General features: G+C 69.0%; 24 protein-coding genes. 19 read left to right on the top strand and 5 right to left on the bottom strand.

Annotated features, from left to right (window positions below; all coding sequences use genetic code 11):
• Positions 1-89: 89 nt before the first annotated feature.
• Genes IM25_RS00655 through IM25_RS00645 form a run of 3 tightly spaced genes read left to right on the top strand, consistent with a single transcriptional unit; the run spans position 90 to position 3,366 of the window.
• Complete coding sequence (locus IM25_RS00655; RefSeq protein ID WP_016690911.1) at positions 90-1,322, top strand: iron-containing alcohol dehydrogenase; 1,233 nt, start codon at positions 90-92, stop codon at positions 1,320-1,322.
• On the top strand, positions 1,319-2,692 hold the full coding sequence (locus tag IM25_RS00650) for a MadS family sensor histidine kinase (protein WP_016690912.1): 1,374 nt from the start codon (positions 1,319-1,321) through the stop codon (positions 2,690-2,692). The genes IM25_RS00655 and IM25_RS00650 overlap by 4 nt, the downstream gene beginning before the upstream one ends.
• Positions 2,689-3,366, top strand: coding sequence for a MadR family response regulator transcription factor (locus IM25_RS00645; protein WP_016690913.1), 678 nt, complete (start codon positions 2,689-2,691; stop codon positions 3,364-3,366). Before IM25_RS00650 ends, IM25_RS00645 begins: the two co-directional genes overlap by 4 nt.
• A 19-nt stretch (positions 3,367-3,385) precedes the next feature.
• Here IM25_RS00645 and IM25_RS00640 read toward each other — a convergent pair whose 3' ends face one another.
• Positions 3,386-3,730: a winged helix-turn-helix transcriptional regulator gene (locus IM25_RS00640; RefSeq protein ID WP_016690914.1), complete on the bottom strand. Its 345-nt coding sequence runs from the start codon at positions 3,728-3,730 to the stop codon at positions 3,386-3,388.
• A 133-nt stretch (positions 3,731-3,863) separates the two neighbouring features.
• Here IM25_RS00640 and IM25_RS00635 point away from each other — a divergent pair, with 133 nt between their 5' ends.
• Positions 3,864-4,754: an NAD(P)H-dependent oxidoreductase gene (locus tag IM25_RS00635; protein WP_016690915.1), complete on the top strand. Its 891-nt coding sequence runs from the start codon at positions 3,864-3,866 to the stop codon at positions 4,752-4,754.
• Here IM25_RS00635 and IM25_RS00630 read toward each other — a convergent pair.
• From IM25_RS00630 to mftR, 3 genes are all read right to left on the bottom strand, one after another.
• Positions 4,677-5,120, bottom strand: coding sequence for a hypothetical protein (locus IM25_RS00630; RefSeq protein ID WP_016690916.1), 444 nt, complete (start codon positions 5,118-5,120; stop codon positions 4,677-4,679). The genes IM25_RS00635 and IM25_RS00630 overlap by 78 nt on opposite strands.
• A gap of 82 nt (positions 5,121-5,202) precedes the next feature.
• Positions 5,203-6,006 (bottom strand): mycofactocin oligosaccharide methyltransferase MftM, encoded by an 804-nt coding sequence (gene mftM / locus IM25_RS00625; RefSeq protein ID WP_006553548.1) that lies wholly within the window; start codon positions 6,004-6,006, stop codon positions 5,203-5,205.
• Positions 6,003-6,668 carry a mycofactocin system transcriptional regulator gene (mftR, locus tag IM25_RS00620; protein ID WP_065995643.1) on the bottom strand — a complete coding sequence of 222 codons (666 nt, stop codon included), beginning with the start codon at positions 6,666-6,668 and terminating at the stop codon, positions 6,003-6,005. The genes mftM and mftR overlap by 4 nt, the downstream gene beginning before the upstream one ends.
• A gap of 120 nt (positions 6,669-6,788) precedes the next feature.
• On the opposite strand from mftR, the gene mftA reads away from it, so the two are divergent.
• The 7 genes from mftA to IM25_RS00585 are packed head-to-tail and all read left to right on the top strand — an operon-like array spanning position 6,789 to position 14,477.
• Entirely contained in the window at positions 6,789-6,884 is a 96-nt protein-coding gene (gene mftA / locus IM25_RS00615; protein WP_006553546.1) for a mycofactocin precursor MftA, read from the top strand.
• Positions 6,885-6,924: 40 nt separating this feature from the next.
• Positions 6,925-7,218: a mycofactocin biosynthesis chaperone MftB gene (gene mftB, locus IM25_RS00610; protein WP_065996448.1), complete on the top strand. Its 294-nt coding sequence runs from the start codon at positions 6,925-6,927 to the stop codon at positions 7,216-7,218.
• 19 nt (positions 7,219-7,237) lie between these two features.
• A complete protein-coding gene (gene mftC / locus IM25_RS00605; protein ID WP_019291268.1) occupies positions 7,238-8,479 on the top strand; it encodes a mycofactocin radical SAM maturase in 1,242 nt (413 codons plus the stop codon).
• A gap of 23 nt (positions 8,480-8,502) precedes the next feature.
• Positions 8,503-9,711 carry a pre-mycofactocin synthase MftD gene (gene mftD, locus IM25_RS00600; protein ID WP_033096090.1) on the top strand — a complete coding sequence of 403 codons (1,209 nt, stop codon included), beginning with the start codon at positions 8,503-8,505 and terminating at the stop codon, positions 9,709-9,711.
• 13 nt (positions 9,712-9,724) lie between these two features.
• Positions 9,725-11,626: a mycofactocin system FadH/OYE family oxidoreductase 1 gene (locus IM25_RS00595; protein WP_033096089.1), complete on the top strand. Its 1,902-nt coding sequence runs from the start codon at positions 9,725-9,727 to the stop codon at positions 11,624-11,626.
• Positions 11,627-11,676: 50 nt separating this feature from the next.
• Complete coding sequence (locus IM25_RS00590) at positions 11,677-12,489, top strand: mycofactocin-coupled SDR family oxidoreductase (RefSeq protein WP_024101647.1); 813 nt, start codon at positions 11,677-11,679, stop codon at positions 12,487-12,489.
• A gap of 2 nt (positions 12,490-12,491) precedes the next feature.
• Positions 12,492-14,477, top strand: coding sequence for a mycofactocin system FadH/OYE family oxidoreductase 2 (locus IM25_RS00585; RefSeq protein ID WP_033096088.1), 1,986 nt, complete (start codon positions 12,492-12,494; stop codon positions 14,475-14,477).
• Here IM25_RS00585 and IM25_RS00580 read toward each other — a convergent pair.
• A complete protein-coding gene (locus IM25_RS00580; protein WP_033096087.1) occupies positions 14,452-15,435 on the bottom strand; it encodes a GNAT family N-acetyltransferase in 984 nt (327 codons plus the stop codon). The genes IM25_RS00585 and IM25_RS00580 overlap by 26 nt on opposite strands.
• A 97-nt stretch (positions 15,436-15,532) precedes the next feature.
• Here IM25_RS00580 and mftE point away from each other — a divergent pair, with 97 nt between their 5' ends.
• The 8 genes from mftE (at position 15,533) to IM25_RS00540 (ending at position 24,880) form a co-directional block, all read left to right on the top strand.
• On the top strand, positions 15,533-16,216 hold the full coding sequence (gene mftE / locus IM25_RS00575) for a mycofactocin biosynthesis peptidyl-dipeptidase MftE (RefSeq protein WP_019291273.1): 684 nt from the start codon (positions 15,533-15,535) through the stop codon (positions 16,214-16,216).
• Positions 16,213-17,646, top strand: coding sequence for a mycofactocin biosynthesis glycosyltransferase MftF (mftF, locus tag IM25_RS00570; RefSeq protein ID WP_006553535.1), 1,434 nt, complete (start codon positions 16,213-16,215; stop codon positions 17,644-17,646). The genes mftE and mftF overlap by 4 nt, the downstream gene beginning before the upstream one ends.
• A gap of 1 nt (position 17,647) precedes the next feature.
• Positions 17,648-19,108, top strand: a complete 1,461-nt coding sequence (gene mftG / locus IM25_RS00565) for a mycofactocin dehydrogenase MftG (RefSeq protein ID WP_033096086.1) — start codon at positions 17,648-17,650, stop codon at positions 19,106-19,108.
• A gap of 36 nt (positions 19,109-19,144) precedes the next feature.
• Positions 19,145-20,443, top strand: a complete 1,299-nt coding sequence (locus IM25_RS00560; RefSeq protein WP_065995642.1) for a GAF domain-containing protein — start codon at positions 19,145-19,147, stop codon at positions 20,441-20,443.
• 66 nt (positions 20,444-20,509) lie between these two features.
• Positions 20,510-22,033 (top strand): aldehyde dehydrogenase, encoded by a 1,524-nt coding sequence (adh, locus tag IM25_RS00555; RefSeq protein WP_065996447.1) that lies wholly within the window; start codon positions 20,510-20,512, stop codon positions 22,031-22,033.
• 93 nt (positions 22,034-22,126) lie between these two features.
• Positions 22,127-22,651 (top strand): DUF779 domain-containing protein, encoded by a 525-nt coding sequence (locus IM25_RS00550; RefSeq protein WP_065995641.1) that lies wholly within the window; start codon positions 22,127-22,129, stop codon positions 22,649-22,651.
• A 133-nt stretch (positions 22,652-22,784) separates the two neighbouring features.
• Positions 22,785-23,333: a hypothetical protein gene (locus IM25_RS00545; RefSeq protein ID WP_006553530.1), complete on the top strand. Its 549-nt coding sequence runs from the start codon at positions 22,785-22,787 to the stop codon at positions 23,331-23,333.
• A gap of 146 nt (positions 23,334-23,479) precedes the next feature.
• Positions 23,480-24,880: an MFS transporter gene (locus IM25_RS00540; RefSeq protein WP_006553529.1), complete on the top strand. Its 1,401-nt coding sequence runs from the start codon at positions 23,480-23,482 to the stop codon at positions 24,878-24,880.
• Positions 24,881-24,971 lie beyond the last annotated feature (91 nt).

Genomic DNA, 24,971 nt, shown 5'->3' with positions numbered 1-24,971 from the left:
GCGTCCCGTGCCCGCTCCGCCCGACAACCCGTGCACCGTAAGCTGGATCACACAGGTGCGCGGATCGTGCGGATCGTCAGGAGTGAACAGTGGCCGTCGTCATGCCGGGACACCAGAACACGACCCATCCCCGTGCTTCCGCGACCCCTCGGGACGACCACCACGCTTCGGGGCCGGCCCTGGTCAAGTTCCACGCCCCCGAGATCGTCTTCGGGGAAGGCTCGCTCGTCGAAGCGGCCCACGCCGCCGTCCGGCTCGGCGGTGTCCGCCCCATGCTCGTCACCGATCCGGGGCTTATCGAGGCCGGTTGGGTCGACGAACTCCTCGGATACCTGCGTGACCAGGGTGTCGAAGCCACGGTGTGGGCCGGGCTCACCCCCAATCCGAAGGACCACGAGGTCGCCGCCGGTCACGAGCTGTACCGATCGCGGGGCTGCGACGTCCTCGTCGCCCTGGGCGGTGGCTCGGTGATCGACGCCGCGAAGGGCGTCGCGATCCTCGCCGCGAACGGCGGCAACATCCTCGACTACGAGGGCGTCGACCGCGCGCCGCTTCCCATTCCGCCGATGGTCATGGTGCCGTCGACGTCCGGGACAGGAGCCGACGTCTCCCAGTTCTGCGTGGTCACCGACACCGCTCGTGGCAGCAAGATCACCATCATCGGGCGGTCGCTCGTCCCCGACCTCACGGTGATCGATCCGCGACTGCTCACCACCATGCCCGCCGACCTCAACGCCGCCACCGGACTCGACGCTCTCACCCACGGCATCGAGGCGTTCGTCTCCCGTGCCCACAACCCCCTCACCGACCATCACGCACTGCGGGCGGTCGGCATGGTCACCGGCACACTCGTACGCACGATCGACGACCCGACCTACATGCCCGCTCGCGCCACCATGGCCCAGGCGAGCCTCGAGGCCGGACTCGCGTTCACCAACGCGATTCTCGGCGCCGCCCACGCGATGAGCCATCAGGTCGGCGGGCTGCTGGATCTGCCGCACGGGGTCATCAACGGCGTGCTGTTGCCGCACGTCATCCGGTTCAACGGCGCCGATAATCCCGAGCCGTTCGTCCAGGTCGCGGCGACCCTCGGTCTGGAGGAGGCGCGCGGTGCCGCGCCCGAGGCCGTCGAGGCCGTCGCGGCGCGCATCGACGCTCTCGCCCGGCAGGTGGGTGTGCCGCGCGGACTGCGCCAACTCGGTGTGCGGGAGGAAGACCTGCCGCGACTCGCGGAGGGGTCCCTGCGCGACGCGTGCATGTCGACGAATCCGCGCACCGCGACCCGCGAGCAGATGATCGAGTTGTTCCGGACGGCGATGTGAGTGCTCCCGACCTGTCGGCACTGACCGGACTCCGCTCCGGGAAGTCGACCTTCTATCCGCAATATCGCGGCGCCGCCGAGCGACTCGAACGCGTCGTCCACGCACTCGAGCTGATCTCCCGGGCGCTGGTGCGCACGGTCGAAGGGCCGGAGACGCTCATCTGCGCCGTTGCCGAGGCCGCCCGCGCGCACCTGAGTGCGACGTGGGTGGCCTTCGCTCTCGCCGACGGTGTCCTGCCCGATGCCGGACCGCGCAGGCTCGTGCTCGGCCCCGACGCGACCCCCTTCCTCGTCGACAACGTCGAGGGGCCGCCCCTGCCCGACGAGGTCGTGGCCCTGCTCGACGCGGTGCGCACCGGTGCCGTCGAGCGACGCGAGCTGGTCGAGAACCACCACGCGTTCGTGCCCATCGTCCTCGACGGGGGAGTCGCCGGTGCCATCGCCGCGTGGACACCGGAGCACCGAGCCCTCGACACGACCGACCGCGCCGTTCTGTCGATCCTCGCAAGCCAGACCGCGGTGGCGCTGCAGAACTCCGCTCTTTACCAGCGCGGGCAGCTCCTGCTCGAACGCGCCGAACAGGCCTACCGCGAAGCGAACCGCGCCGCCGCCGACCTGCAGGCACGCAACGAGGAACTCGAAGCGACCCTGAAGAAACTCGCCGTCACGCAGCGGCAGCTGGGCGTCGCCCACCGCAACCAGGCGCTCGACGAGGAACGCCACCGCATTGCACGCGAACTCCACGACAGCGTCACACAGGCCGTGCTCTCGGCGGGCATGCAGATCGAGGTGTGCCGCAGCGACATCCCCGACACCGAACGCAGCGAACGACTCGATCTTGCCAAGGAACTCACCCGCGGCGCCGTCGAGCAGTTGCGGTCGGCGATCTACGCGCTGAACCGGCCGTCCGATTCCGAACGGATGTCGTTGCCGGAGATGCTCGAACAGCTCAGCGTGGCTCACATGCCGGGCGAACTCGAGGTCAGGACGAGGATGGGCGGCACGCCGGTCGAGCTGAGCGGCGAGGCCGAGCACGCCCTGCTCAGGATCGCCGGCGAAGCGCTGTTCAACGCGGCGGTGCACGCCAACGCGAGTCGCGTGGTGCTGCGGCTCAGTTACGGACGCGACGCGGTCCTGCTGTCGGTGGCCGACGACGGTGACGGCGACCCGGCGCGTCTACGGGTGATGTTGCGACTCGCCGCCAACGACCTCGACGGGAGCCATCGCGGTCTCGCGAACATGCAGGCCCGCGCCCGCGAACTCGGCGGCACGCTCGAGGTGCGTCGTTCGCGACTCGGCGGTGTGCGGATAGCGGCCCGGATTCCGTTGCAGGACAATGCTGTAGCTCAACAGGTGGGAGAACCGTCATGACCGTCACGCCGCCGCAGGCGACCCCGCGGGCGCGGCCCGGCACGGTGCGCATCGCACTCGTCGACGACCACGCGATCCTCCGCCAGGGACTCCGCTCGATCCTCGACCGCGAGCCGGATCTCGAAGTGGTGGGGGAGGCTTCGACGGACGCGGAGGCGCTCGCACTCGTCGACCGCATGCGCCCCGACATCGTGCTGCTCGACCTCAAGCTCTCGGCCGGATCGGACTTCGAGGGACTGGGATTGTGCGGTCGGTTGTCCTCGGCGCATCCGGGTATCGGCCTGCTCGTCCTCACCACCTTCCTCGACGAACAGCTCGTCGTGCGGGCCGTGCACGCCGGCGCGCGCGGCTACGTCGTCAAGGACGTCGACACCACCGAGTTGGTGCGCGCCATCCGGGCGGTTTCCCGCGGCGAGAGCGCCTTCGACTCGCGCAGTGCCGCGGCGGTCGTGCGTTCGCTCAACGGGCAGGGTGCGCCGGCCGAACAGTTGACCGGCCGCGAACTCGAGGTGCTGAAGCTTCTCGCCGCCGGCATGTCGAACGTGAAGATCGGTGAGCAGCTGTTCATCTCGGCCACCACCGTGAAGTTCCACGTCAGCAACATCATGCGCAAACTCGGGGTGAGCCGCCGCGCCGAGGCGGTCTACGCCGCCAGCAAGCAGGGCCTGATCTGACATCCGGTCCTTCCGCCACTCAGCTCTGCGCGGAGAGCCTGCTGCTGTAGGCCGCACCCCAGTCGTCGAGCCACGCGACGGCCGGCTCGAGGGTTCGGCCGAGTTCGGTCAGTTCGTACTCCACCCGTGGCGGTACCTCGGCGAAGACCGTGCGCGACACGATCCCGTCGGCCTCCAGTTCGCGGAGCTGCCGGGTGAGCACCCGCGCGCTGACGGGACCGACACGCCGGCCCAGCTCGCCGAACCGACATGGCCCGTCGATCAGGTTCTTGACGATCGTGAGCTTCCACGCGCCCCCGAGGACCGCCACGGCGATCTCCACCGGGCACACCTGCATCGCCGTCTCCACGGCCTTCCGTGTCATCGGAACCCCCGTGTCATCGAACTTTCCTCGGTCATCAGGAATCCCTGGTCATCGCCGATCGTTACCTCCCGGTCCGTATGTGATCGCAAAGTGCGTACTTCCCATATCGTTCCCGTCCCCAGACTATGGAGACATGGCCGAGAAGAACAGTGCAGAAAAGGACAGTGTCGAGAAGGGCAGCGTTGAGAAGGGCAGCGTTCTGTGGGTGCACGCCCACCCGGACGACGCCTCACTGGGGCACGCCCTCGTCCGCTCGGGGGCGGCACGACTACGCGAGTCGGGCACGCACGTCGCGATCTCGGATCTCTACGCGATGAACTGGAATCCGGTGCTCTCCGACGCCGACTTCGGTACGGCGCCGGGGAGCACGTTGTCGGAGCGGCAGAAGAACGCCACAGCCACCGGGCTCCTCGCCGACGACATCCGTCGCGAACAGGACGCGCTGCGCGCCGCCGACCACTTCGTGGTGTCTTTCCCACTGTGGTGGTACGGCATGCCGGCGATCCTGAAGGGATGGTTCGACCGCGTGTTCACCAACGGCTTCGCGTTCGGTGTCCGCGACGAGCGTGGCCGCGTCCGCAAGTACGGCGACGGGGGACTGGCCGGCAGAACGATGCTCGCCGTCGTCACGGCGGGCGATCGGGCCGCAGCGCTCGGACCGCGCGGAATCAGCGGGTCGATCGATCACGTGCTGTGGCCGCTCCTGCACGGTACGGGCTTCTACACCGGAATGCGGGTACTGCGACCGCATCTCGTCGCGAGTGCCGACCGGCTCGACGAGGAGACCTTCCTGCGCGAGGAGCGTCGTCTCCACGATCGTCTCGACGGCTTGTCGTCGGAATCCGCAATTCCGTACAGGCCGCTGCGCGGAGGAGAGTACGACCGCGAGCACGTGCTCGTCGACCACGTCCGCCCGGGCGAGTACGGCCCCGACGTCCACACCGCCTCAGCGCCCGCTCGGAGCAGACGAGTGCAACGGTACGAGTACCGACAGTGCGCCGGTGTACACGATCAGGCGCAGTAGCGGTCCGCCTCCGAGAAGTTGTCGGGTGATCTCCCGGACCCGTCGGCCCTCGTCCTCACCCGGCGGTGCGGCGAGCACGATCGCGGGACCGGACCCGGGCCGGGTCGCGGTGACGAGCAGGCACTCCTCCGAGGCGGTGAGTACCGGAATGTCGTTCTCGCCGTCGGTCTTTCCGATCGTCACGGCGTCGTAGTCGGAGTCGTCCGCGTCGTCGTGGTAGACGAGCAGTCGCACGTCCGGCCGCTCGGGGAGCGGCCGGCAGTCCGTCACCACTCCGGACGAGGACATCTGCCGGTCCGCGGCGCGGCGGGGAAGGACGACGCGGCGGGTCGTCCGGCCGAAGTGGCTCTCGGCGATGTGGTTCATCACGCCACCTCCTTCCGTCCACACCGGGTATTCGTCGCCGGACGGGAAACGGATGGGCGGGCAGGCGGATGGCCCGGGTGGATCACCCGATGACGAGCCACCCACCGTGGTGTTCGAACACCTCGAAGGGACGCCCCGTACTGCGGCCCAGTTCCTCGAGTGCGGGCAGGTCGAAGGTGCGCACGTGTCCGTGGCAGGCCGTCGCCTCGTCCTCGAACGGCACCGCGACCACCACCCGCTGCCGGGCGATCCGCAGCGCCTCGGCGAGGATCGTGGCACCGAGGGCGTCGTCGACGTGCTCGAGCAGGTGGATCGCGGTGACTGTGTCGGCGCTGCCGTCGGGCACCGGGACGTTCGCCGCGTCGCACACGAGCGTGTCGACGTGCAGCCCGAGCCGCGGTGCGACCGCATCGAGCAGGCGCATCGTGCCGGGCAGGATGTCGGTGGCGGTGACGGTGGTGCCGGCGGCGGCGAGCCGCAGCGGCAGGAAGCCGAAACACGACCCCAGGTCGAGCACGCTCCCACGCACGAGTTCGGCGGCCCGATTATGGATGGGCGCGAAATCGGCTGTACCGTCGAGCAGTTCGCCGAGCGAGTTGCGGTAGTAGGTGACCCACGAGTCGAGGGCGCCGGGCACCGTGGAGCGGACAAGTCCCACCATCGTCAGCTCGAACTCGTCCTGACCGAACTCGATGTCCTGGATCGAGGCGGTGACCTCGGCGACGAGTCGCTCGCTGATCTGCTCGGCCGTGAGGGAATGCGTGACGTGGAGTCGGTCGTCCTCGCGCCGGACGTTCAGCGGCCCGGCGGGGACGCGTTCGACCGTCACGTGATCGTGTGTCCACCGGCCCGGGCTGCAGGGAGCGAGCGAATCGAGCAGGGTCATTGTTTCGCAACCTTTTTCGGAGGTGTGGAAGGGGGCGGTGTGGAAGGGGAGTGCGGGTCACTGTAGTCGAGACCGGCCGTCAGTGTCCCCATCCCGGTGGCCAGTAAGTCGTGCAGATCCGATCGGGGTTCGTCGAGCCACGCCTCGTAGGCGGAGATCGCGACACCGAGCAGCAGATAGCCGACGGTGCGGGGGATGTGGTCGTCGGGATCGGCCCCGATGCGACGGGCGACGAACTCGGCGACGACACGTCTCCAGCCCTGGTACATCACCGACGAATAGCCCTGCAGCGCGGGCGTGTGCAGGATGAGACCCATCCGCGCGCGGTGTCGTTCGGCCTCACTGTCGGGGAAGGTGTTGAAGTCGTGCAGGGCGGTGGTCAGCGCTTCCGAGAGCGGAACGTCCTCGGGGATCGTTTCGAGGCTCGCGCGCATGCCGGCGAGGGGTTCGTCGAAGTTTCCCCAGGCCACCTCGTTCTTCGACGGGAAGTAGCGGAAGAAGGTGCGTCGCGCGATGTCGGCCGCCTCGGCGATGTCGTCGATGCTCGTCTCGTCGAAGCCCGCCTCCATGAACAGCTCGATGCCGATTGCGGCGAGTTCCTCCTTCGTGGTGGACGGGCGGCGACCTATCCGAGCGGACGGTTTCCCGCGACTACGCGTCATTCTTCCTCCCGAAGGCGTGACATTCTGCACTCGATGCCATTACAGTGGTGAACCGTCTCACAGTGCAAGTCCCGCTGTGACGACCGGCTCCGATCCAGGAGAAGAAACCGAGGAGGAAACATGTCCGATCGTGACAACGCCGTGATCGAATCCGATCTGATAGAGGAGTCCCTCGTCGAAGAGGTCTCCATCGACGGCATGTGCGGCGTGTACTGACATGACCGCGCCCGGAGCCACCGACGTGTCCCCCCTGGCAATGGACACCGAGACAGCAACGGACACCGAGATGTTCGATCCGGGTGCCGGCTGGCGGCTCCCCCCGCAGGTAGCGCTTCGCCCCGAGCCGTTCGGGGCGTTGCTCTACCACTTCGGCACCCGCAAGTTGTCGTTCCTGAAGAACACCGTCATCGTCGACGTCGTCCGATCCCTCGGCGACCACGGGTCGGTGCGAGACGCGTTGCGAGCGCACGGGATCGACGAGAACGCCGAGCGGCCCTACGTGCGTGCCCTGGGCACCCTGGCCGATTCGCACATGATCGTTCCTGTCTGACGTCTGTAAGGACCAGCCCATGACCTCGCTGCTCGAACCGCCCACAACCTCCGCCCCACCGAAGGTCGGTCGCCTCGTCGACCAGTTCGAGAAGGGCCTCGACGCCCCGATCTGCCTGACCTGGGAGCTCACCTACGCCTGCAACCTTTCATGTGTGCACTGCCTGTCCTCGTCGGGCAAGCGCGACCCGCGTGAACTGTCGACCGAACAGTGCAAGGCGATCATCGACGAGCTGCAGCGCATGCAGGTCTTCTACGTCAACATCGGCGGCGGCGAACCCACCGTGCGATCCGATTTCTGGGAACTCGTCGACTACGCCACCGAACACCAGGTGGGCGTGAAGTTCTCGACCAACGGTGTGCGCATCGACAAGAAGGTCGCCGCCCGGCTGGCCGCCTCCGACTATGTCGACGTGCAGATCTCCCTCGACGGCGCCACCGCCGAGGTCAACGACGCCGTGCGCGGGCCGGGTTCGTTCGCGATGGCCGTGCGTGCCCTGGAGAACCTGTCCGAGGCGGGCTTCCGCGACGCGAAGATCTCCGTCGTCGTCACCCGCCAGAATGTCGACCAGCTCGACGAATTCAAGGCTCTCGCCGACCGTTACGGCGCGACCCTGCGCATCACGCGACTGCGCCCGTCCGGCCGCGCCGTGGACGTGTGGGACGACCTGCATCCCACCCACGAGCAGCAGCGGCAGCTCTACGACTGGCTCGTCGCCCACGGCGAGGGCGTGCTCACCGGCGACTCGTTCTTCCACCTGTCCGCCTTCGGCGGCGAGGGCGGCGGCTCGCTGCCCGGACTGAACCTGTGCGGTGCGGGACGCGTGGTGTGCCTGATCGACCCGGTCGGCGACGTCTACGCGTGCCCGTTCGCGATCCACGAGAACTTCCACGCCGGAAACATCCTCACCGACGGTGGTTTCGCGTCGGTGTGGAAGAACTCCGAGCTGTTCCGCGAACTGCGCGAACCGCAGTCCGCCGGTGCGTGCGGCTCGTGCAACTTCTTCGACGCGTGCCGCGGCGGCTGTATGGCCGCGAAGTTCTTCACCGGCCTGCCGATGGACGGACCCGATCCCGAGTGCGTGCAGGGCTACGGGCAGTCCGCGCTCGAAGCCGAGCGCACCGTGCCGCAGTCGAGCGTCGACCACTCGCGCACCGGCAAGCGCGCCGAACGGCGCACCCCGGCCGCACCGGTACCGCTGACCCTGCTCACCAAGCCCCCCGCCAAGTTCTGCGACGAGAATCCGCTCGCAGGGCTCTAGATCTTCCGAGGAGACGACCGACGATGGCCAAGCCTTCCTGGTTGAAGAATCCGTGGGCCCAGGACCCATGGTTCGAGACCGTCGCAATCGCACAGCAGCGCGCCCGTAAACGCCTGCCCAAGTCCGTCTACGGCGCACTCGTCGCCGGATCCGAGGCCGGCATCACGGCCGACGACAACACCACCGCCTTCCGCGAACTCGGGTTCGCCCCGCACGTCGCGGGACTGTCGGACAAGCGGGAGATGTCTACGACCATCATGGGACAGGATGTGTCCCTGCCCGTGATGATCTCGCCGACCGGTGTGCAGGCCGTGCACCCGGACGGTGAGGTCGCCGTGGCCCGCGCGGCCGCCGCCCGCGGCACCGCGATGGGTCTGTCGTCGTTCGCGAGCAAGTCCATCGAGGAAGTCGCGGCGGTCAACGACAAGACCTTCTTCCAGATGTACTGGGTCGGCAGCCGCGACACGCTGATCCAACGCATGGAACGTGCCCGCGCTGCGGGCGCGAAGGGTCTGATCATGACCCTGGACTGGTCGTTCTCCAACGGTCGAGACTGGGGCAGCCCCGCCATCCCGGAGCGGATGAACCTCGAGGCGATGGTCAAGTTCGCCCCCGAGGGCATCACCCGGCCCAAGTGGCTCCTCGAATGGGCGAAGACCGGTGCCGTGCCGGATCTGACCACCCCCAACCTCACACCGCCGGACGGCCAGGCCCCGACCTTCTTCGGCGCCTACGGCGAGTGGATGACCACGCCCCTGCCCACCTGGGAGGACGTCGCGTGGCTGCGTGAGCAGTGGGGCGATGCACCGTTCATGCTCAAGGGCGTCATGCGCGTCGACGACGCCAAGCGCGCCGTCGATGCCGGGGTCACCGCCATCTCGGTGTCCAACCACGGTGGCAACAACCTCGACGGCACCCCGGCGCCGATCCGGGCCCTGCCGGCGATCGCCGAAGCGGTGGGCAAGGACGTCGAGGTGCTGCTCGACGGCGGTATCCGCCGCGGCAGCGACGTCGTCAAGGCGATCGCGCTCGGCGTCAGGGCCGTGCTCATCGGCCGCGCGTACCTGTGGGGTCTGGCCGCGAACGGTCAGGCAGGCGTGGAGAACGTCCTCGACATCCTTTCCGGCGGAATCGGTTCCGCCCTCATGGGTCTGGGCAAGAACTCGATCCACGAGCTCACCCCCGACGACGTCTTCGTGCCGGACGGCTTCCGCCGCGATCTCGGCATCTGACCGAACCGACGGCATGAGCCCCGCGCTCACCGAACCGATCACCCTCGCCGGACGCACCGCTCCGTCGAGGGTGATCTTCGGTCCGCACGTCACCAATCTCGGTGACGGCCGGTCGTTCTCGGACCGTCACGTCGCGTACTACGCGCGACGTGCGCAGGGTGGGTGCGGGATCGTCGTCACGGAGACGGCGTCGGTGCACCCGTCCGACCACCCTTACGAACGCGCACCGCTGGCCGAGTGCTGCGGGGACGGCTACCGGCGGATCGTCGAGGCCTGCCGTCCGCATGGCACACTCGTGCTCGCCGGCCTCGGTCATCGCGGCCTGCAGGGTTCGAGCGCGTGGACCCGGGCACCGCTGTGGGCACCCTCGCGCGTGCCGGATCCGGTGACACGCGAACTGCCTGCCGAGGCGATCGAGCGTGAAATCGCCGAGCTCGTCGAGTCCTTCGCCCGTGCTGCCGTCGTCGCCGCGGAAGCGGGTCTCGACGGAGTGGAACTCGACGCCGGACCGACCTCGCTGCTGCGGCAGTTCCTCTCCGGGCTGACCAACCGTCGCGACGACGCATACGGCACCGAACGCCTGCGGCTGCTGCGTGAAGCGATCGCCGCCGTTCGCGCGCGAATCGGCTCGGATCACATTGTTGCACTGAGACTCTCGTGCGACGAGAACGCGCCGTGGGCGGGCATCACACCCGACATCGCCGCCGGATACGTCCGCGCGATCGCATCATCGGTCGACCTGCTCACCGTGGTGCGCGGTGGATTGTTCTCACCCGAGTCGTATCGGCCCGACGCACATGTCGCCGCCGGATTCAACGACGACCTGTGCCGCCGCATCCGGGACGAGATCTCCGGATCGGTCCCGATCGCTCTGCAGGGCAGCATCGTCGACGCCGGCCACGCGCAGCGGGCCCTCTCCGACGGTGCGTGTGACCTGGTCGAGATGACCCGCGCGCAGATCGCCGACCCCGACCTCGTCGTCGCCGTCCGTCGCGGTCGTCGGCCGCGTCCCTGCGTGCGCTGCAACCAGGCGTGCCTCGTCGACGACTTCCACAACCCGATCGTGGGGTGCATCGCGAACCCGGAGGCCGGCGACGAGACACGGAACTCTCCCGGACCGGTGGACTCCGCACGCGACGTACTCGTGGTGGGTGCTGGACCCGCCGGTCTGGAAGCAGCGCGCGTGGCAGCGACGCGCGGTCACCGTGTCGTCCTGGTCGAGGCGGACGAACGGGTCGGTGGGACGATCGCCGCCGTCTCGCGCGGTGGCCGGCCCGACTTCGCTGCGCTCGTCGACTGGCTCGAACAGCAGTGCCTGGAGTCCGGCGTCGACATCCGTACCGGCACGGAAGTGAGCGCTGCCGACATCGAGAGTGCGCTCGCCGCGGGTGCGGAGGTCGTGCAGGCCACCGGCGGGCTTCCACGTCCACCCTCCTTTCCGGTGACCGAGCCCGAGCGGTACGCGACCGCCGCGGAGGTGCTGTCGGGGATTCGGCCGCCTGCGTCACGGATGGTCGTGTGGGATCCGACGGGTGGTCCGGTGGCGAGTGCCGTCGTCGACCGTCTCGTGGAGCGCGGCGCGGAGGTCCACTATGCGACGGGTGACCCGGTCGCCGGATCACGACTTGCGCCGACGGGGGACCTCGTCGCCTTCGACGTCCGCATGCAGCGGGCGGGCGTGGCGAGACATCTCGGGTGCCGGGTCGGTTCGGTCGATGCCGACGGCGTCGTGCTCGTCGACCGGGTGTCCGGGGAATCCAGGCCGGTGGCGGGCGCTGTCCTGGTCGACTGCGCACCCCCGTTACCGGCAGAAGTGTCCGAGTGGCCGGGATCGCGGTCGATCGGCGACCAGGTGGCCCCGAGGACCGTGCGCGAGGCCGTCCGAGAGGGATACCGGGTGGCCACGGCGCTGTAACGTGGGGCACACTGAAACGCGTTCTAATTTGGGTCTACGGAAGGGCCGACATGGGAGATTTCGACGGCAAGGTCGTCTTCATCACCGGGATCGCGCGCGGGCAGGGCCGCAACCACGCCATCCGGTTCGCGCGTGAGGGCGCGTCCGTCATCGGCGTCGACATCGCGGCCCCGGTATCGGAGTACGTGACCTACGAGCAGGCCACCGAGGACGACTTCCACGAGACGGTCCGCCTCGTGGAGGAGGCCGGCGGGAAGATCCTCGCCCGTGTCGCGGACGTGCGCGACAGTGCCGCACTGAAGGCCGTCGTCGACGAGGGCGTCGCCCAGTTCGGGCGACTCGACGTGGTGGTCGCCAATGCCGGCATCTGCAGCTGGAACCGCTTCTGGGAAATGCCCGACGACCAGTTCGAAGAGCTGATCGACATCAACCTCACCGGTGTCTTCAAGACCCTCAAGGCCGCTGCCCCCGCGATGATCGAGGCCGGTAACGGCGGATCGATCATCGTCGTCAGCTCGGTGGCGGGCCTCAAGGCGATGCCAGGCCAAATCAACTACGCGGCAGCGAAATTCGGCCTCGTCGGTATCACGCAGGCAGCGGCGAAGGAACTCGGCCCGTACCGTATCCGGGTCAACTCCATCCACCCCTACGGCGTGAACACCCCGATGGGCACCGACGTCAGCGTCCTGAAGCTGTTCGAGAAGAACCCGTCGTGGGGACCGAACTTCGTCCCCATCCTCACCGAGAAGCCTGCGGCCGACCCCGACGACATCTCGGAGACCGTGTTGTTCCTCGCGAGCGATCGGGCCTCCACGATCACCGGCAGCCAGATGGCCATCGACCAGGGCAACTCGAAGGTCTGACGGTGACGCGCACGGCGACCGGCACCGTTCCGCACGCGTCGTTGCGGATCGGTCCGGTCAGCCTGCGCAACCGCATCGTCTTCCCGGCGCACCTGACCAACTTCTCGGTCGACGGCACCGTCACCGACCGTCACATCGCGTACTACGAAGCCAGAGCCCGAGGCGGCGCGTCGATGATCGTCACCGAGGAGCACACCGTGCACCCCTCGGACCGGCCCTACGAGAAACTGATCCGGGGCTGGGACCCGGACATCGTCACCGGTTACCGCCGCCTCACCGACGCCGTCCACCGACACGGCACGCGGATCCTCGCGCAGCTCAACCACAACGGCGCGCAGGGCACCTCGATGTACACGGGGCAACCGCTGTGGGCGCCGAGCCCCGAGCCCGACCCGCTCTTCCGCGAGGTCCCACGCGTGATGACGGAATCCGACATCGCCGAACTCGTCGCGGGCTACGCCGACGTCGCCCGCCGCTGTGCCGAGGGCGGCTTCGACGGTGTCGAGATCCAGTGCTCCCAGGCATCCGTCCTGCGCGCTTTTCTCGCATCCGCGACGAACCGTCGCACGGACCGCTACGGCGGGGATCTCGCCGGGCGGGCCCGTCTGCTGCTCGAGGTCGTGTCCGCGGTACGGGCGGCCGTCGGGCGCGACCGTGTCGTGGGCGTGCGACTGACGGGTCACGACGGCACCGACGGCGGTGTCGGTATCGACGACGCCGTGCAGGTCGCGCGGATGCTCGAGGCGAGCGGCGACGTCGACTACCTCAACACGTCCGTGGGCGTCGCGACCGAGACGTTGCATCTGGTCGAAGCGCCGATGTCCACCCCGCACGGTTATTCCCTGTTCGTCCCCGACGCGATCCGGGCGGCGGTGTCGCTGCCGGTCGTCGGGGTCGGGCGCTTCACCCGACCCGAACAGATCGGTGCCGCGCTCGCCGACGGAGTATGCGATCTGGTCGGCGCCGTGCGCGCGCAGATCGCCGACCCGGAGTTCGCGAACAAGACCCTCTCCGGACGCGACGACGAGATTCGGCCGTGCATCGGCTGCAATCAGGAATGCATCGGACGGGTCGGGCTCAACCGTCCCATCGCGTGCGCGGTCAATCCCCAGGCCGGGTACGAATCCGACGCTCCTGCCGCGCCCGCCGTACCGCACCGGGTCGTCATCGTCGGCGGCGGACCCGCGGGCCTGCAGGCGGCGGTAACGGCTGCCGGAGAAGGACATTCGGTCACCTTGCTCGAACGGAACCGGTGCACCGGCGGCCAGATCCGTGAGGCGGCTGCAGCCCCGCACCGTGCCGAACTGCTCGGTGCGGTGACCCACCTCGACGCCGAGTGCCGCCGCAGGGGAGTGGAGGTGCGTACCGGTGTGACCGCCGATGCCGCGACGCTGCACGCGCTCGCGCCCGACGTCGTGGTCGTGGCGACGGGTGCGCGCCCACACCGGCCCGCCTGGGCGGGTTCGTCGGCGCGGGTGAGCGACGTGCGCGACGTGCTCACCGGTCGCGCCGCACCCTCCGGCCGCGTCCTCGTCGTCGACGATCTCGGTTTCCACCAGGCGACCTCGGTCGCCGAACTACTGGCCGACCGGGGGAGTGCGGTGACGGTGTGCACGCCGGGAATGCTCGTGGGCCAGGACCTCGGCCTGACGCTCGAGCTCGACGGCTGGTTGCGCCGCGCCCACGACAAGCGGATCGGGCGACTCACCGGCGTCGCCGTCGGCGGTGTCGTGGACCTGCCGGACGGCGCCGAGGTCACCCTGATCCACCACGCGACCGGCGAACCGGCGACGCTCGCGGTGGACGCGGTCGTCGTCGCCACCCATCAGGATCCCGTCGACGAGCTGTGGCAGGAGCTTTCGGCATCCGGCACGAGAGTGATCCGTGTGGGCGACGCGGTGACGCCACGCCGCCTGCACGCCGCGATCGTCGAGGGGGATCGGGCCGCCAGGGACCTGGCTCTTACGTCTTCAGCCCGCGGCGCATGACGATGCGCGGCCAACGGTCGAGGCCGTGCTTCCGTTCCTCCACGCGGATCCGGGTGAGACCAGGGGAGAGGGCATCGTCCGCGACCGTGCGGAAGCCGAGACGCGCGTAGTACGGGCCGTTCCACGGCACGTCGCGGTAGGTGGTCAGCGTCAGCGATCCGAACCCGGCGTCCCGCGCCCACCCCGCGACGTGGTCGATCAGCTCGCGGCCGATCCCGCGACGCGCGTGATCGGGATGCACCGACACCTGCTCGATGTGAACGCCGTTGTCGACGATGTCGGCCACGAGATACGCGACCGCTCGTCCGTGCTCGTCGAACCACGCCCAGCAGCGGCCCGCGTCCCGGTGAGCGCGCAACTCCTCGACGGACGGAGGATCGTCGTCGGCGACGAACGCCATCCCGATCTCGGCGAAGGGCTTGCCCGCCGCGCGTTCGATCTCCTGCAGCACCGGCAGGTCGTCGTCGGTCGCCGGACGGATCGGGGGCAGTTCCTTGCAGTAGTACATCGCCGTCGGTGATTCTGCGTAGAGCCCGAAGCGCTCGGTCATCGGCACGTACCCGGCCTTCGCGTACAGCGCGATCGCTTCGGGTTGCTCGCTGCCCGTCTCGAGGATCATGCGACGGCGACCGGCATCGGTCGCCGTGCGCTCCAGCGCACCCAGCACCCGTGCTGCCACACCACGTCGCCGCATGCTCGCCCGCACGTACATCCGCTTGATCTCGGCATCATCGTCGCGTACCCCTCGATGCGAATGCTCCGGTGCACGCCAGCCGCCGATCCCGGCCGGAACCCCGTCGGCCACCGCCAGGAGGAACACCCCGCGTGGCGGTTCGAATTCGTGCGGCGCCAGTTCGGTGTCGTCGGGTCCGCCGTACCTCCGCACGTATTCGAGTTGGACCTCGCCGATGAGGTCCTGCACGTCCGGATCGTCCAGCGGACGAGGTTCGATCAGCACCGGGAAAGCGTACCGACCGGATCTCGGCGTCCGGGCGGACCCACCGAGACCTCCGGGTTTCGTGCACGCCCGCGAAACCCTTAGCATCGGAGCGGTGATGCGGGAGCTCGCCGACGCCTGTTGGACGGACATCGAACCCGACCGGGTGACGGTGGCCGTCCCGATCGGTGCGTTCGAACAACACGGCCCACACCTTCCCCTCGACACCGACACCCGGATCGCGACTGCTGTCGCCGCCGAGCTGCCCGAGGTGGTCCTCGCGCCACCCCTGCCCTACGGAGCCAGCGGGGAACACGAAGGTTTCGCCGGCACCGTCTCGATCGGAGCCGAGGTGACGAAGGCGCTGATCGTCGAATACGGCAGGTCGGTGTGCCGATGGGCGAAGCGGGTCGTCTTCGTCAACGGGCACGGCGGCAACGCCTATCCGCTGATCGAGGCGGTGAGCCTCCTGCGATACGAAGGCCGCGACGCTGCCTGGCTTCCGTGCGCGGTGCCCGGATCCGATGCCCACGCCGGTGTCACCGAGACGAGTCTGCTGCTGCACCTGGCGCCCGGGGCGGTCGACATGACGCGGGCCGCGGTCGGCGCAACGGAACCGATCGGAGCACTGATGCCACGACTGCGCGAAGCCGGTATCGTCTCGGTGTCCGCGAACGGAGTGCTGGGAGACCCCACCGAGGCCACCGCAGAACTCGGCGCGCGCCTGTTCGCGAGTCTGGTCGAGCGGGCGAGTGCACAGGTCGCCCGGTGGCAGCCGGGAACGGAAGGAAGGCTTCGGTGAGTCGGGCGATCACTCCACAGGCGACGTCCCCGGAGGCGGCGCAGCCCTCAGCGACCCGGCTCCCCGACGGTTTCGGTGTGCGCATCGACGCGCGGGTGCGCAGCTTCGCCGGAGGACGCGTCCTCGTCGGAGGATCGCCCACGCGCATGCTCACACTTGCCCCCGCCGCCGTAGCGATGATCGACGAGGACTTCGTCGAGGTGGTGGACGCGCAGAGCGCCGCGGTCGCGCGACGCCTGCTCGACTCGGGCATCGGAAACCCCCGGCCGACGAAGCTGCCGCCGAGTTCCGCCGTCACCGTCGTCGTCCCGGTCAAGGACAATCCGTCCGGCCTCGCCCGTCTGCTCGCCGCTGTCGAAGGGCACGAGGTCGTGGTCGTCGACGACGGTTCCGAGAAACCGGTCGAGGCGCCGGAACGTGGTCGCGTCCGGGTGATCCGGCACGAGACCGCACGCGGGCCGGCGGCGGCCCGCAACACCGGATTGCAGCAGGTGGCAACGGAATTCGTCGCCTTCCTCGATTCCGATGTGGTGCCGCAGCTGGGCTGGCTCGAACGATCACTGGGGCACTTCACCGATCCTGCGGTCGCACTCGTCGCGCCGCGCGTCGTGGCCCTCGAACCCGACAGCAGCGCGCTCGCGAAGTACGAGCACGCACGCTCGTCGCTCGACCTCGGCAGCCGGGAATCCGCTGTGGTCGCGGGTGGTCCCGTCTCGTACGTGCCGAGCGCGGCGCTGCTCGTCCGTCGCGACGCGCTCGTCGCCTGCGGTGGTTTCGACGAGACGATGCACGTGGCCGAGGACGTCGATCTGTGCCGGCGACTGCAGACCTCGGGGTGGCGGTTGCGGTACGAGCCCATCTCGCGGGTCGCGCACGACCATCGCACCCGCTTCCGGACGTGGTTGACGCGCAAGGCATTCTACGGAACCGGTGCGGCTCCGCTCGCTGAGCGGCATCCGGGTTCCGTCCCACCGATGGTGATGTCGATCTGGACGCTCCTCGCGTGCGTCGCGATCGCGACCTTCACCCGCGTCGGGGTGATCGCAGCGGTGCTGACCCAGGTGGTCACCTTCGTGCGGTTGCGGCGGATGTTCTCCGGACTCGACCGGCCCGACCGCATCGCCGCGCTGCTCACCGCCCAGGGATTCGCCGGTGGTCTGTGGCAGGTGGCGTCGGCGGTGTGCCGGCACTACTGGCCGGTCACGGTCGTCGCAGCGGTGTTCTCCCGCAAGGTTCGGCGGGCGGTTCTGGCTTGCGCTGTGGCCGAAGGCATCTGGGACTGGAAGACGCACCGCGAGAGCGGCGGCCTCGATCCCGTCCGGTACCTGCTCTACAAGCGCCTCGACGACCTCGCCTACGGCGCGGGGCTGTGGAAGGGTGCGCTCGACGCCCGCACGGCGGCCGCGCTCGTACCCGACATCCGGAAGTGACATGATCCCGGCGCACGCCGATGTGGTGATCGTCGGCGGGGGAAGTTGTGGCTGCGTTCTCGCCGCCGGGCTCAGCGACGATCCGGACCGCACCGTGCTGCTGCTCGAGGAGGGCACGGCGTTCGGGTCGGCGTCCGCTGTTCCGCGCGAGATCCGTGACGCTGCCGTCCTTCCGGTTGGTCCGGAGAGCCCGTGGACGGCGGACTTTCCCGGACGGTTGACCTCGGACGTCCAGGCGACCGTGACGCGGGGCCGGGTGCTCGGGGGCTCCGGCGCGGTCAACGGCGCGTACTTCGTGCGTGCGCGGCCGGACGACTTCGCGTCGTGGCCCGCCTCGTGGTCGTACGAGGAGGTGCTGCCGTCCTTCCGGGCCGTCGAGACCGACACGGATGTCCCCGGCGACCTGCACGGAAGTTCCGGCCCGATACCGGTCGCCAGGGTGCCGCGCGAACGGATGCATCCGCTCTCGCGTGCCTTCGTCGACGCCTCCGAAAGTGCGGGATTCGCACCGGTCGCCGACCTCAACGCTCCCGGACCCGACGGGGTGGGTGCGGTTCCGTCGAACATGCGCGATGGCACGAGAGTGGGTCCGTTCCTCGCGTACCTGGCACCCGTCCTGGACCGGCCGAATCTGACGGTCGCCGGCGGGGTGAGCGCGACCCGAGTCGTGATGGCGGGCGGTCGCGCGGTGGGTGTCGAGATCGCCGGACCCGACGGACCACGAACGATCTCGGCCGGACACGTGATCGTCGCCGCAGGCGCAGTGAGGTCCCCGCAGCTGCTGATGCTCTCCGGGATCGGACCGGCCGACGAACTGGGCCGGCTCGGCATCGATCCGCTGCACGACCTTCCCGGGGTGGGCCGCGATTTCTCCGACCATCCGGAGTTCGCCGTCCCGTACCGATTCCGCCCGGGCCTCCCGTCGCACACGCTGCTGCTCGAGACGGTCCTGCACACCGAGAACCTCGAACTGCGCCCGTACACCGCGGCATTCGGTGCGGCGATCCCCGGCAGCGGTGTCGCCGATCCGGTGCTCGGCGTCGTCCTGACGCGCCCACGCAGTCGCGGACGCATCGTGCTCGACGAACGTGACCCGCGACGTCCACCTCTGCTCGACTATCGATACCTGACCGACCCGGCCGACCGGCAAGCTCTGGAGGAGGGTGTCCGGCTCGCCGCCGACCTCCTCGCCGCGACCACCGGCGTCGTCGAGGCCGGCAGCGTGGACGCGCGCGGCGGCAGGCTCGGAACGTCCCTGCACCTGTCCGGCACGTGCCGGATGGGCGACGACGAGAACGCCGTGGTCGACGAGTGGTGCCGCGTGCGCGGGATCGAGGGGTTGAGCGTCGTCGACACCTCGGTGTTTCCGCAGGTCCCCAGCCGTGGGCCGCACGCCACCGCGGTGATGCTCGCCCACCGCATCGCCGCGACCGCGAGGGATGCCCTGCCCCACACGGTGTGATCCCGACTACAGTGTCGGGGGAGGAGGCGCCGGTACATGACGGATCGTGGAATCGCGACGACCAACCCCTGGGTGGCACTCGACCCGGGAGCGGACGTGGCCGCGCACGCACGTGCGGTACTGCGCGCGCACGGCACGTTTGTCTCCGCCCGCGGCAAGGATCGGCTCGACGGGGGGCGCTCGGTGGTCCGCGACTCGTGGAGCCGGAGCCTGCAGCGCGGCATCGATCCCGACGTCGTCGAACAACCCGCACTGCTCTCCGGGCACGACCTCGAGGAGTACCGCGCCGGCCACCCCATGTCGCTGATCCGCCCGGTGGTGCGCAAGCTCCTCGTCGAGGACGCCGACGACAGTGGACTGCTCGTCGCCATCACCGACGGACAGGGACGGCTGCTGTGGGTCGAGGGCGATCACGCCGCGCGCGACCGCGCCCTGTCGATGAGCTTCGTCGAAGGGGCCGACTGGAGTGAGGACCGCGTCGGCACGAACGCTCCGGGAACGGCTCTCGCCGTGGATCATTCGGTGCAGATCTTCGGCGCCGAGCATTTCAACCGCACGGTGCACGAATGGAGTTGTTCGGCCGCTCCCGTGCACGACCCCACCAGCGGCCGGGTCCTCGGTGCCATCGACATCACCGGTGGGCACCGCGTCGCCGCGCCCGAGGTCCTGCAACTCGTCCGCGCGACGGTCGCGGCGGCGGAGGCCGAACTGCGGTTGCATGCCCTGAGCGGCCGCCCGTTGTTCCCGTCGGCGACGCCGCGCATCGAGACGATCGGCGCCGGGCGGCCCGCCCTGCACCGCGGAGGCGAACGCGTCGGCCTGTCCCGCCGGCACGCCGAGATCCTGCTGATCCTCGCCGATCACCCCGAAGGCCTGAGCTCCGACAGGCTCGCGATGCTGCTCGACGAGAACGAACTCGACTCGGTGACCATCCGCGCCGAGATGTCGCGCCTGCGCAAGGTGCTCGGGGCCGAACACCTCGGATCGCGGCCCTATCGGCTGCTCACCACGCTCGACACCGATGTCGCGGACGTGCGCCGCGCACTCGACCGCGGCGACGTGGCCTCGGCGGTCCGCCTCTGTACCGGGGAGATCCTGCCCGGATCGGTGGCGCCGGGCATCGAGGAGATCCGCGACGAACTCTGCTCGGGCGTGCGGGCGGCGCTGTTGCGCTGCGGCGAGGAGCATCTGCTCGCGCAATGGACCGCGTCCGTCCACGGCCGCGAGGACATCACCGCCTGGGCGGCCTACCGGGCATCGATCGATCCCCGGTCACCCCGCTTCGCGCAGGTCGACGCCACATTGACCCGATTGGACAGGCAGCTCGCAACGTAGTTGCAACCCTCGCGTTCGTAGTGTTTCGGATCACATACCGACCGCTCGACGCTGCAGGAGATGCACATGACCGTGTACGCCCGCCCCGGTTCGCCCGACGCCCACATGTCCTTCCAGTCCCGGTACGACAACTGGATCGGTGGCCAGTGGGTGCCCCCGGTGAAGGGGGAGTACTTCGAGAACGTCACCCCCGTCACCGGCCAGGTGTTCACCGAGGTCGCTCGCGGCACCGAGGAAGACATCGAACTCGCGCTCGACGCAGCCCACGCCGCCGCGCCGGCCTGGGGGAAGCCCTCGCCCGCCGAACGCGCGGTGATCCTCAACAAGATCGCCGACCGCATCGAGGAGAACCTCGAGTCGATCGCCCTCGCCGAGTCGTGGGACAACGGCAAGCCCATCCGCGAGACCCTCAACGCCGACATCCCGCTCGCGATCGACCACTTCCGCTACTTCGCGGGAGCCATCCGCGCGCAGGAGGGTTCGATCTCCGAGATCAACTCCGAGACGGTCGCCTACCACTTCCACGAGCCGCTCGGCGTCGTCGGCCAGATCATCCCGTGGAACTTCCCGATCCTCATGGCCGTGTGGAAGCTCGCGCCGGCCCTGGCCGCCGGCAACGCGGTGGTCCTCAAGCCCGCCGAGCAGACACCGGCGTCGATCCTGCACCTGATCTCGATCATCGGCGACCTGCTGCCGCCCGGCGTGGTCAACATCGTCAACGGTTTCGGTGTGGAGGCGGGCAAGCCGCTCGCGTCGAGCCCGCGCATCCGCAAGATCGCGTTCACCGGTGAGACCACCACCGGCCGGCTGATCATGCAGTACGCCTCGCAGAACCTGATCCCGGTCACCCTCGAACTCGGTGGCAAGAGCCCGAACATCTTCTTCTCCGACGTGCTGTCGGCGAACGACGACTACCAGGACAAGGCGCTCGAAGGCTTCACGATGTTCGCCCTCAACCAGGGTGAGGTGTGCACGTGCCCGTCGCGTGCGCTGATCCAGCAGGACATCTTCGACGACTTCCTCTCGCTCGCCGCGGTCCGCACCAAGGCCGTCCGCCAGGGCGATCCGCTCGACACCGACACGATGATCGGCGCTCAGGCCTCGAACGACCAGCTCGAGAAGATCCTGTCGTACATCGAGATCGGCAAGAGCGAGGGTGCCAAGGTCATCACCGGTGGTGAGCGCGCCGATCTCGGCGGCGACCTCTCGGGCGGCTACTACGTGCAGCCGACGATCTTCCAGGGCAACAACAAGATGCGCATCTTCCAGGAGGAGATCTTCGGCCCGGTCGTGTCCGTGACGTCCTTCAGCGATTTCGACGATGCGATCTCGATCGCCAACGACACCCTCTACGGTCTCGGTGCCGGTGTGTGGTCCCGCGACGGTGGCGTCGCCTACCGTGCCGGTCGCGCCATCCAGGCCGGCCGGGTGTGGACGAACACCTACCACCAGTACCCCGCGCACGCGGCCTTCGGTGGTTACAAGCAGTCCGGCATCGGCCGCGAGAACCACCACATGATGCTCGACCACTACCAGCAGACGAAGAACCTCCTGGTGTCCTACGCCCCCAAGGCACAGGGCTTCTTCTGATCCGAACTTCGGCGCCTGTCACGTCCGCACGGCGTGGCAGGCGCCGTTGCCATACGCTCGGAACACCGTGCACCCCAACGGAAAGGCAGGCCTGTGACCGCCCCGCGAATCGTGGCGACCGTCGATGCCGTCGCCCTGCTGCGCCGCCTCGCGCAGCGCAACGGACCGCTCATGATGCATCAGTCCGGCGGATGCTGCGACGGCTCCGCGCCGATGTGTTATCCCGACGGCGATTTCGTCGTCGGCGACTGCGACGTGCTCCTCGGAGTCCTCGACCTGCGCCTCGGGGCAGGGGAGACCCGCTCCGATCCGCCGGTCGGCGCGGACGCCGTGCCGGTGTGGATCTCCGGTTCGCAGTTCGAGGCGTGGAAGCACACCTGTCTCGTCCTCGACGTGGTGCCCGGGCGCGGCTCCGGGTTCAGCCTCGAGAGTCCGGAGGGGGTGCGTTTCCTCAGTAGGGGGCGCGCGTTCACTTCCGACGAAATGGCTCTCCTGGAAGCCCACCGGCCACTCACCGGGCGGGACCGGGAGGCCGGCGTGGAGCCCGCCGTGTCCGATGTGCCCACCGTGGTCGCCGAGGCCGCCGACGCGTGCCCGGTACCCGGCCTGTCCCCGTGATCCCATCTGCGTGATCCCATCGGGAGGAGGGTGACTCGCCTGCCGGTTGCCGGTGTGCGTCAGAATCGGGACGGAATCCGTCCGGATTCCGGACGACGACGTGGGCGCCCGGCGGGTGCGACGAGGAGTGGGCATGGCCTTCGCAGGCAACGTGGACGAACTGGCACTGCTGCAGACGGTGCGCCTGAAGAAGCAGGTCACTGCCGAGGTGATCGCCGCGCACCTCGGTGTGTCGGTGGCGGCCGGCCAGGCTGCGGTGGCCGCGCTCCTCGAACAGGGCAAGGCGTCGGAGAACGGCGGCGGCATCAGCCTCACCGACAAGGGCACCTCCGAGCTGAACGATCAGCTCGATGCCGAACGGGTCTCCATCGACGAGGATTCGATCTCGGAGCTCTACGACCAGTTCCTCCCGCTCGACGAGGAGCTGAACACGCTCCTCGAGAACGCGGACGCCGACGGATTCGTCGACGGCCTCATCGACCTCGACCGCCGGGCGCAGAGTCTGTTCGACGACGTGTCGGCGTTCGTGCCGCGCCTGTCGCGCTACCAGGACCTGTTCGCCGAGGCCCTGGAGAAGATCAAGGGCGGCTCGCTGGCGTGGGCCACGGCCGCCAACATCGACTCCTACGCCTCCGTGTGGGGCGAGATGCGCCAGGAGATCGCGGGCGCCGCCGGCCGCTGACAATTTCGTTCGTTCGGCGCACTATGTGATGCCGGTCACCTCTACCCCCCTTTCGGGGGTGGTGCGGGGGTGACCGGCATCACTACGTTTCGTTCATCCGCCGAGGCGATCACGCCCGCGGTTCGAACGGACAACGGAGGACTCACGTGACCAGTGTGTCGACCCCGGGGGCTGCCGAACCCCCCGTCGCCGGACCGGTGGGACGTTCGCGTCCCGATCCATCCACACCCCGCCACGCGGGCCCCTCGAAGGAAGGGCCCGGTATCCGGCGCGTCGCCGTCGCCAGCTGCATGGGCACGACGATCGAGTTCTACGACTTCTTCATCTACGGCACCGCCGCAGCGCTCGTCTTCCCGACGGTCTTCTTCCCCGCGCTCGGATCGACCGCAGGTACCGTCGCCTCCTTCGCGACCTTCGCCGTCGCCTTCATCGCCCGCCCCGTGGGCGCAATGCTGTTCGGGCACTTCGGCGATCGCATCGGACGCAAGAAGACGCTGATCTCCACGCTGCTGCTGATGGGTATCTCCACCCTGCTCATCGGCCTTCTGCCCGGCGCCGAGACCATCGGTGTCGCCGCCCCGATCATCCTCGTGCTGCTGCGATTCGCCCAGGGCTTCGCAGTGGGCGGTGAGTGGGCCGGTGCGACCCTGCTCACCGCCGAATACGCGCCACCAGGCCAACGCGGTCTGTACGCGATGTTCCCGCAGCTCGGTCCCGCCATCGCATTCGCCCTGTCGAGCGGAACCTTCCTGTTCACCGGTCTCGCCCTCGGCGACACCAACGACGCCTTCCTGAACTACGGCTGGCGGATCCCGTTCCTGCTCAGCATCGTTCTCGTCGGCATCGGCCTCTACATGCGCCTCGCCATCGAAGAGACTCCTGTCTTTCGTGCGGAGCAGGAAGCCCGCCGTAGTGCCCCGGCCGCCGAGATCGAGGCCCCGCGCCGGCTGCCCTTCCTCGACGCGTTGCGCTACCAGGCCAAGGAGATCTTCCTTGCCGGCGGCGCGCTGGCCATCATGTTCGCCTTCTTCTACATGGGCACGGCCTACCTGACCAGCTACGCGACGTCCGAGCTGGGATTCGACCGGCCGTTCGTCCTGGTGGTGGGCATCGCCTCGTCGCTCGTCTTCGGTCTCGCGATCGTGCTGTCCGCGCTGTATTCCGACCGCTTCGGGCGCAAGAAGGTCATCATGGTCTCGTGCGCCTTCTCCGTGGTCTGGGCACTGGTGTTGTTCCCGCTCCTCGACACCGGCTCACCGATTGCGTTCGTGCTCGGAATGATGATCACCCTCGCGATCTTCGGTATCGCCTACGGGCCGTGCGGAGCACTGCTGCCCGAGATGTTCGCGACCCGCTACCGCTACACCGGTGCCGGTCTGGGCTACAACTTCGCCGGTGTCCTCGGCGGCGCCATCCCGCCGATGATCGCCGCACCGCTCGCCGCCTCCTACGGCGGTATCGCGATCGGGATCATGCTGGCCGGAATCGGCCTCGTGAGCCTGGTCTGCACCGCGGCGCTCGTGGAGACCCGCGACCGGGCCCTCTGATCCACCGCCCCACCGATCCACCCCCGGTGGCGGTCGTCCGGCAGCAGCCCGACGACCGCCACCACAGCCGTTTCCCCGCCTCGTGAAGGAG

Source organism: Rhodococcus sp. p52, assembly GCF_000763325.2.
Classification (GTDB): domain Bacteria; phylum Actinomycetota; class Actinomycetes; order Mycobacteriales; family Mycobacteriaceae; genus Rhodococcus; species Rhodococcus pyridinivorans.
The sequence above is the reverse complement of the archived record's forward strand: the minus strand, read 5'-3'. Positions and strand labels throughout refer to the sequence as shown.

Excerpts from the sequence above, each read along its gene's own strand:
- IM25_RS00645 (WP_016690913.1), top strand. The coding sequence starts at position 2,689 with ATGACCGTCACGCCGCCGCAGGCGACCCCGCGGGCGCGGCCCGGCACG.
- IM25_RS00640 (WP_016690914.1), bottom strand. The coding sequence starts at position 3,730 with ATGACACGGAAGGCCGTGGAGACGGCGATGCAGGTGTGCCCGGTGGAG.
- IM25_RS00635 (WP_016690915.1), top strand. The coding sequence starts at position 3,864 with ATGGCCGAGAAGAACAGTGCAGAAAAGGACAGTGTCGAGAAGGGCAGC.
- IM25_RS00630 (WP_016690916.1), bottom strand. The coding sequence starts at position 5,120 with ATGAACCACATCGCCGAGAGCCACTTCGGCCGGACGACCCGCCGCGTC.
- mftM (WP_006553548.1), bottom strand. The coding sequence starts at position 6,006 with ATGACCCTGCTCGATTCGCTCGCTCCCTGCAGCCCGGGCCGGTGGACA.
- mftR (WP_065995643.1), bottom strand. The coding sequence starts at position 6,668 with ATGACGCGTAGTCGCGGGAAACCGTCCGCTCGGATAGGTCGCCGCCCG.
- mftA (WP_006553546.1), top strand. The coding sequence starts at position 6,789 with ATGTCCGATCGTGACAACGCCGTGATCGAATCCGATCTGATAGAGGAG.
- mftB (WP_065996448.1), top strand. The coding sequence starts at position 6,925 with ATGGACACCGAGACAGCAACGGACACCGAGATGTTCGATCCGGGTGCC.
- mftC (WP_019291268.1), top strand. The coding sequence starts at position 7,238 with ATGACCTCGCTGCTCGAACCGCCCACAACCTCCGCCCCACCGAAGGTC.
- mftD (WP_033096090.1), top strand. The coding sequence starts at position 8,503 with ATGGCCAAGCCTTCCTGGTTGAAGAATCCGTGGGCCCAGGACCCATGG.
- IM25_RS00595 (WP_033096089.1), top strand. The coding sequence starts at position 9,725 with ATGAGCCCCGCGCTCACCGAACCGATCACCCTCGCCGGACGCACCGCT.
- IM25_RS00590 (WP_024101647.1), top strand. The coding sequence starts at position 11,677 with ATGGGAGATTTCGACGGCAAGGTCGTCTTCATCACCGGGATCGCGCGC.
- mftE (WP_019291273.1), top strand. The coding sequence starts at position 15,533 with ATGCGGGAGCTCGCCGACGCCTGTTGGACGGACATCGAACCCGACCGG.
- mftG (WP_033096086.1), top strand. The coding sequence starts at position 17,648 with ATGATCCCGGCGCACGCCGATGTGGTGATCGTCGGCGGGGGAAGTTGT.
- IM25_RS00560 (WP_065995642.1), top strand. The coding sequence starts at position 19,145 with ATGACGGATCGTGGAATCGCGACGACCAACCCCTGGGTGGCACTCGAC.
- adh (WP_065996447.1), top strand. The coding sequence starts at position 20,510 with ATGACCGTGTACGCCCGCCCCGGTTCGCCCGACGCCCACATGTCCTTC.
- IM25_RS00545 (WP_006553530.1), top strand. The coding sequence starts at position 22,785 with ATGGCCTTCGCAGGCAACGTGGACGAACTGGCACTGCTGCAGACGGTG.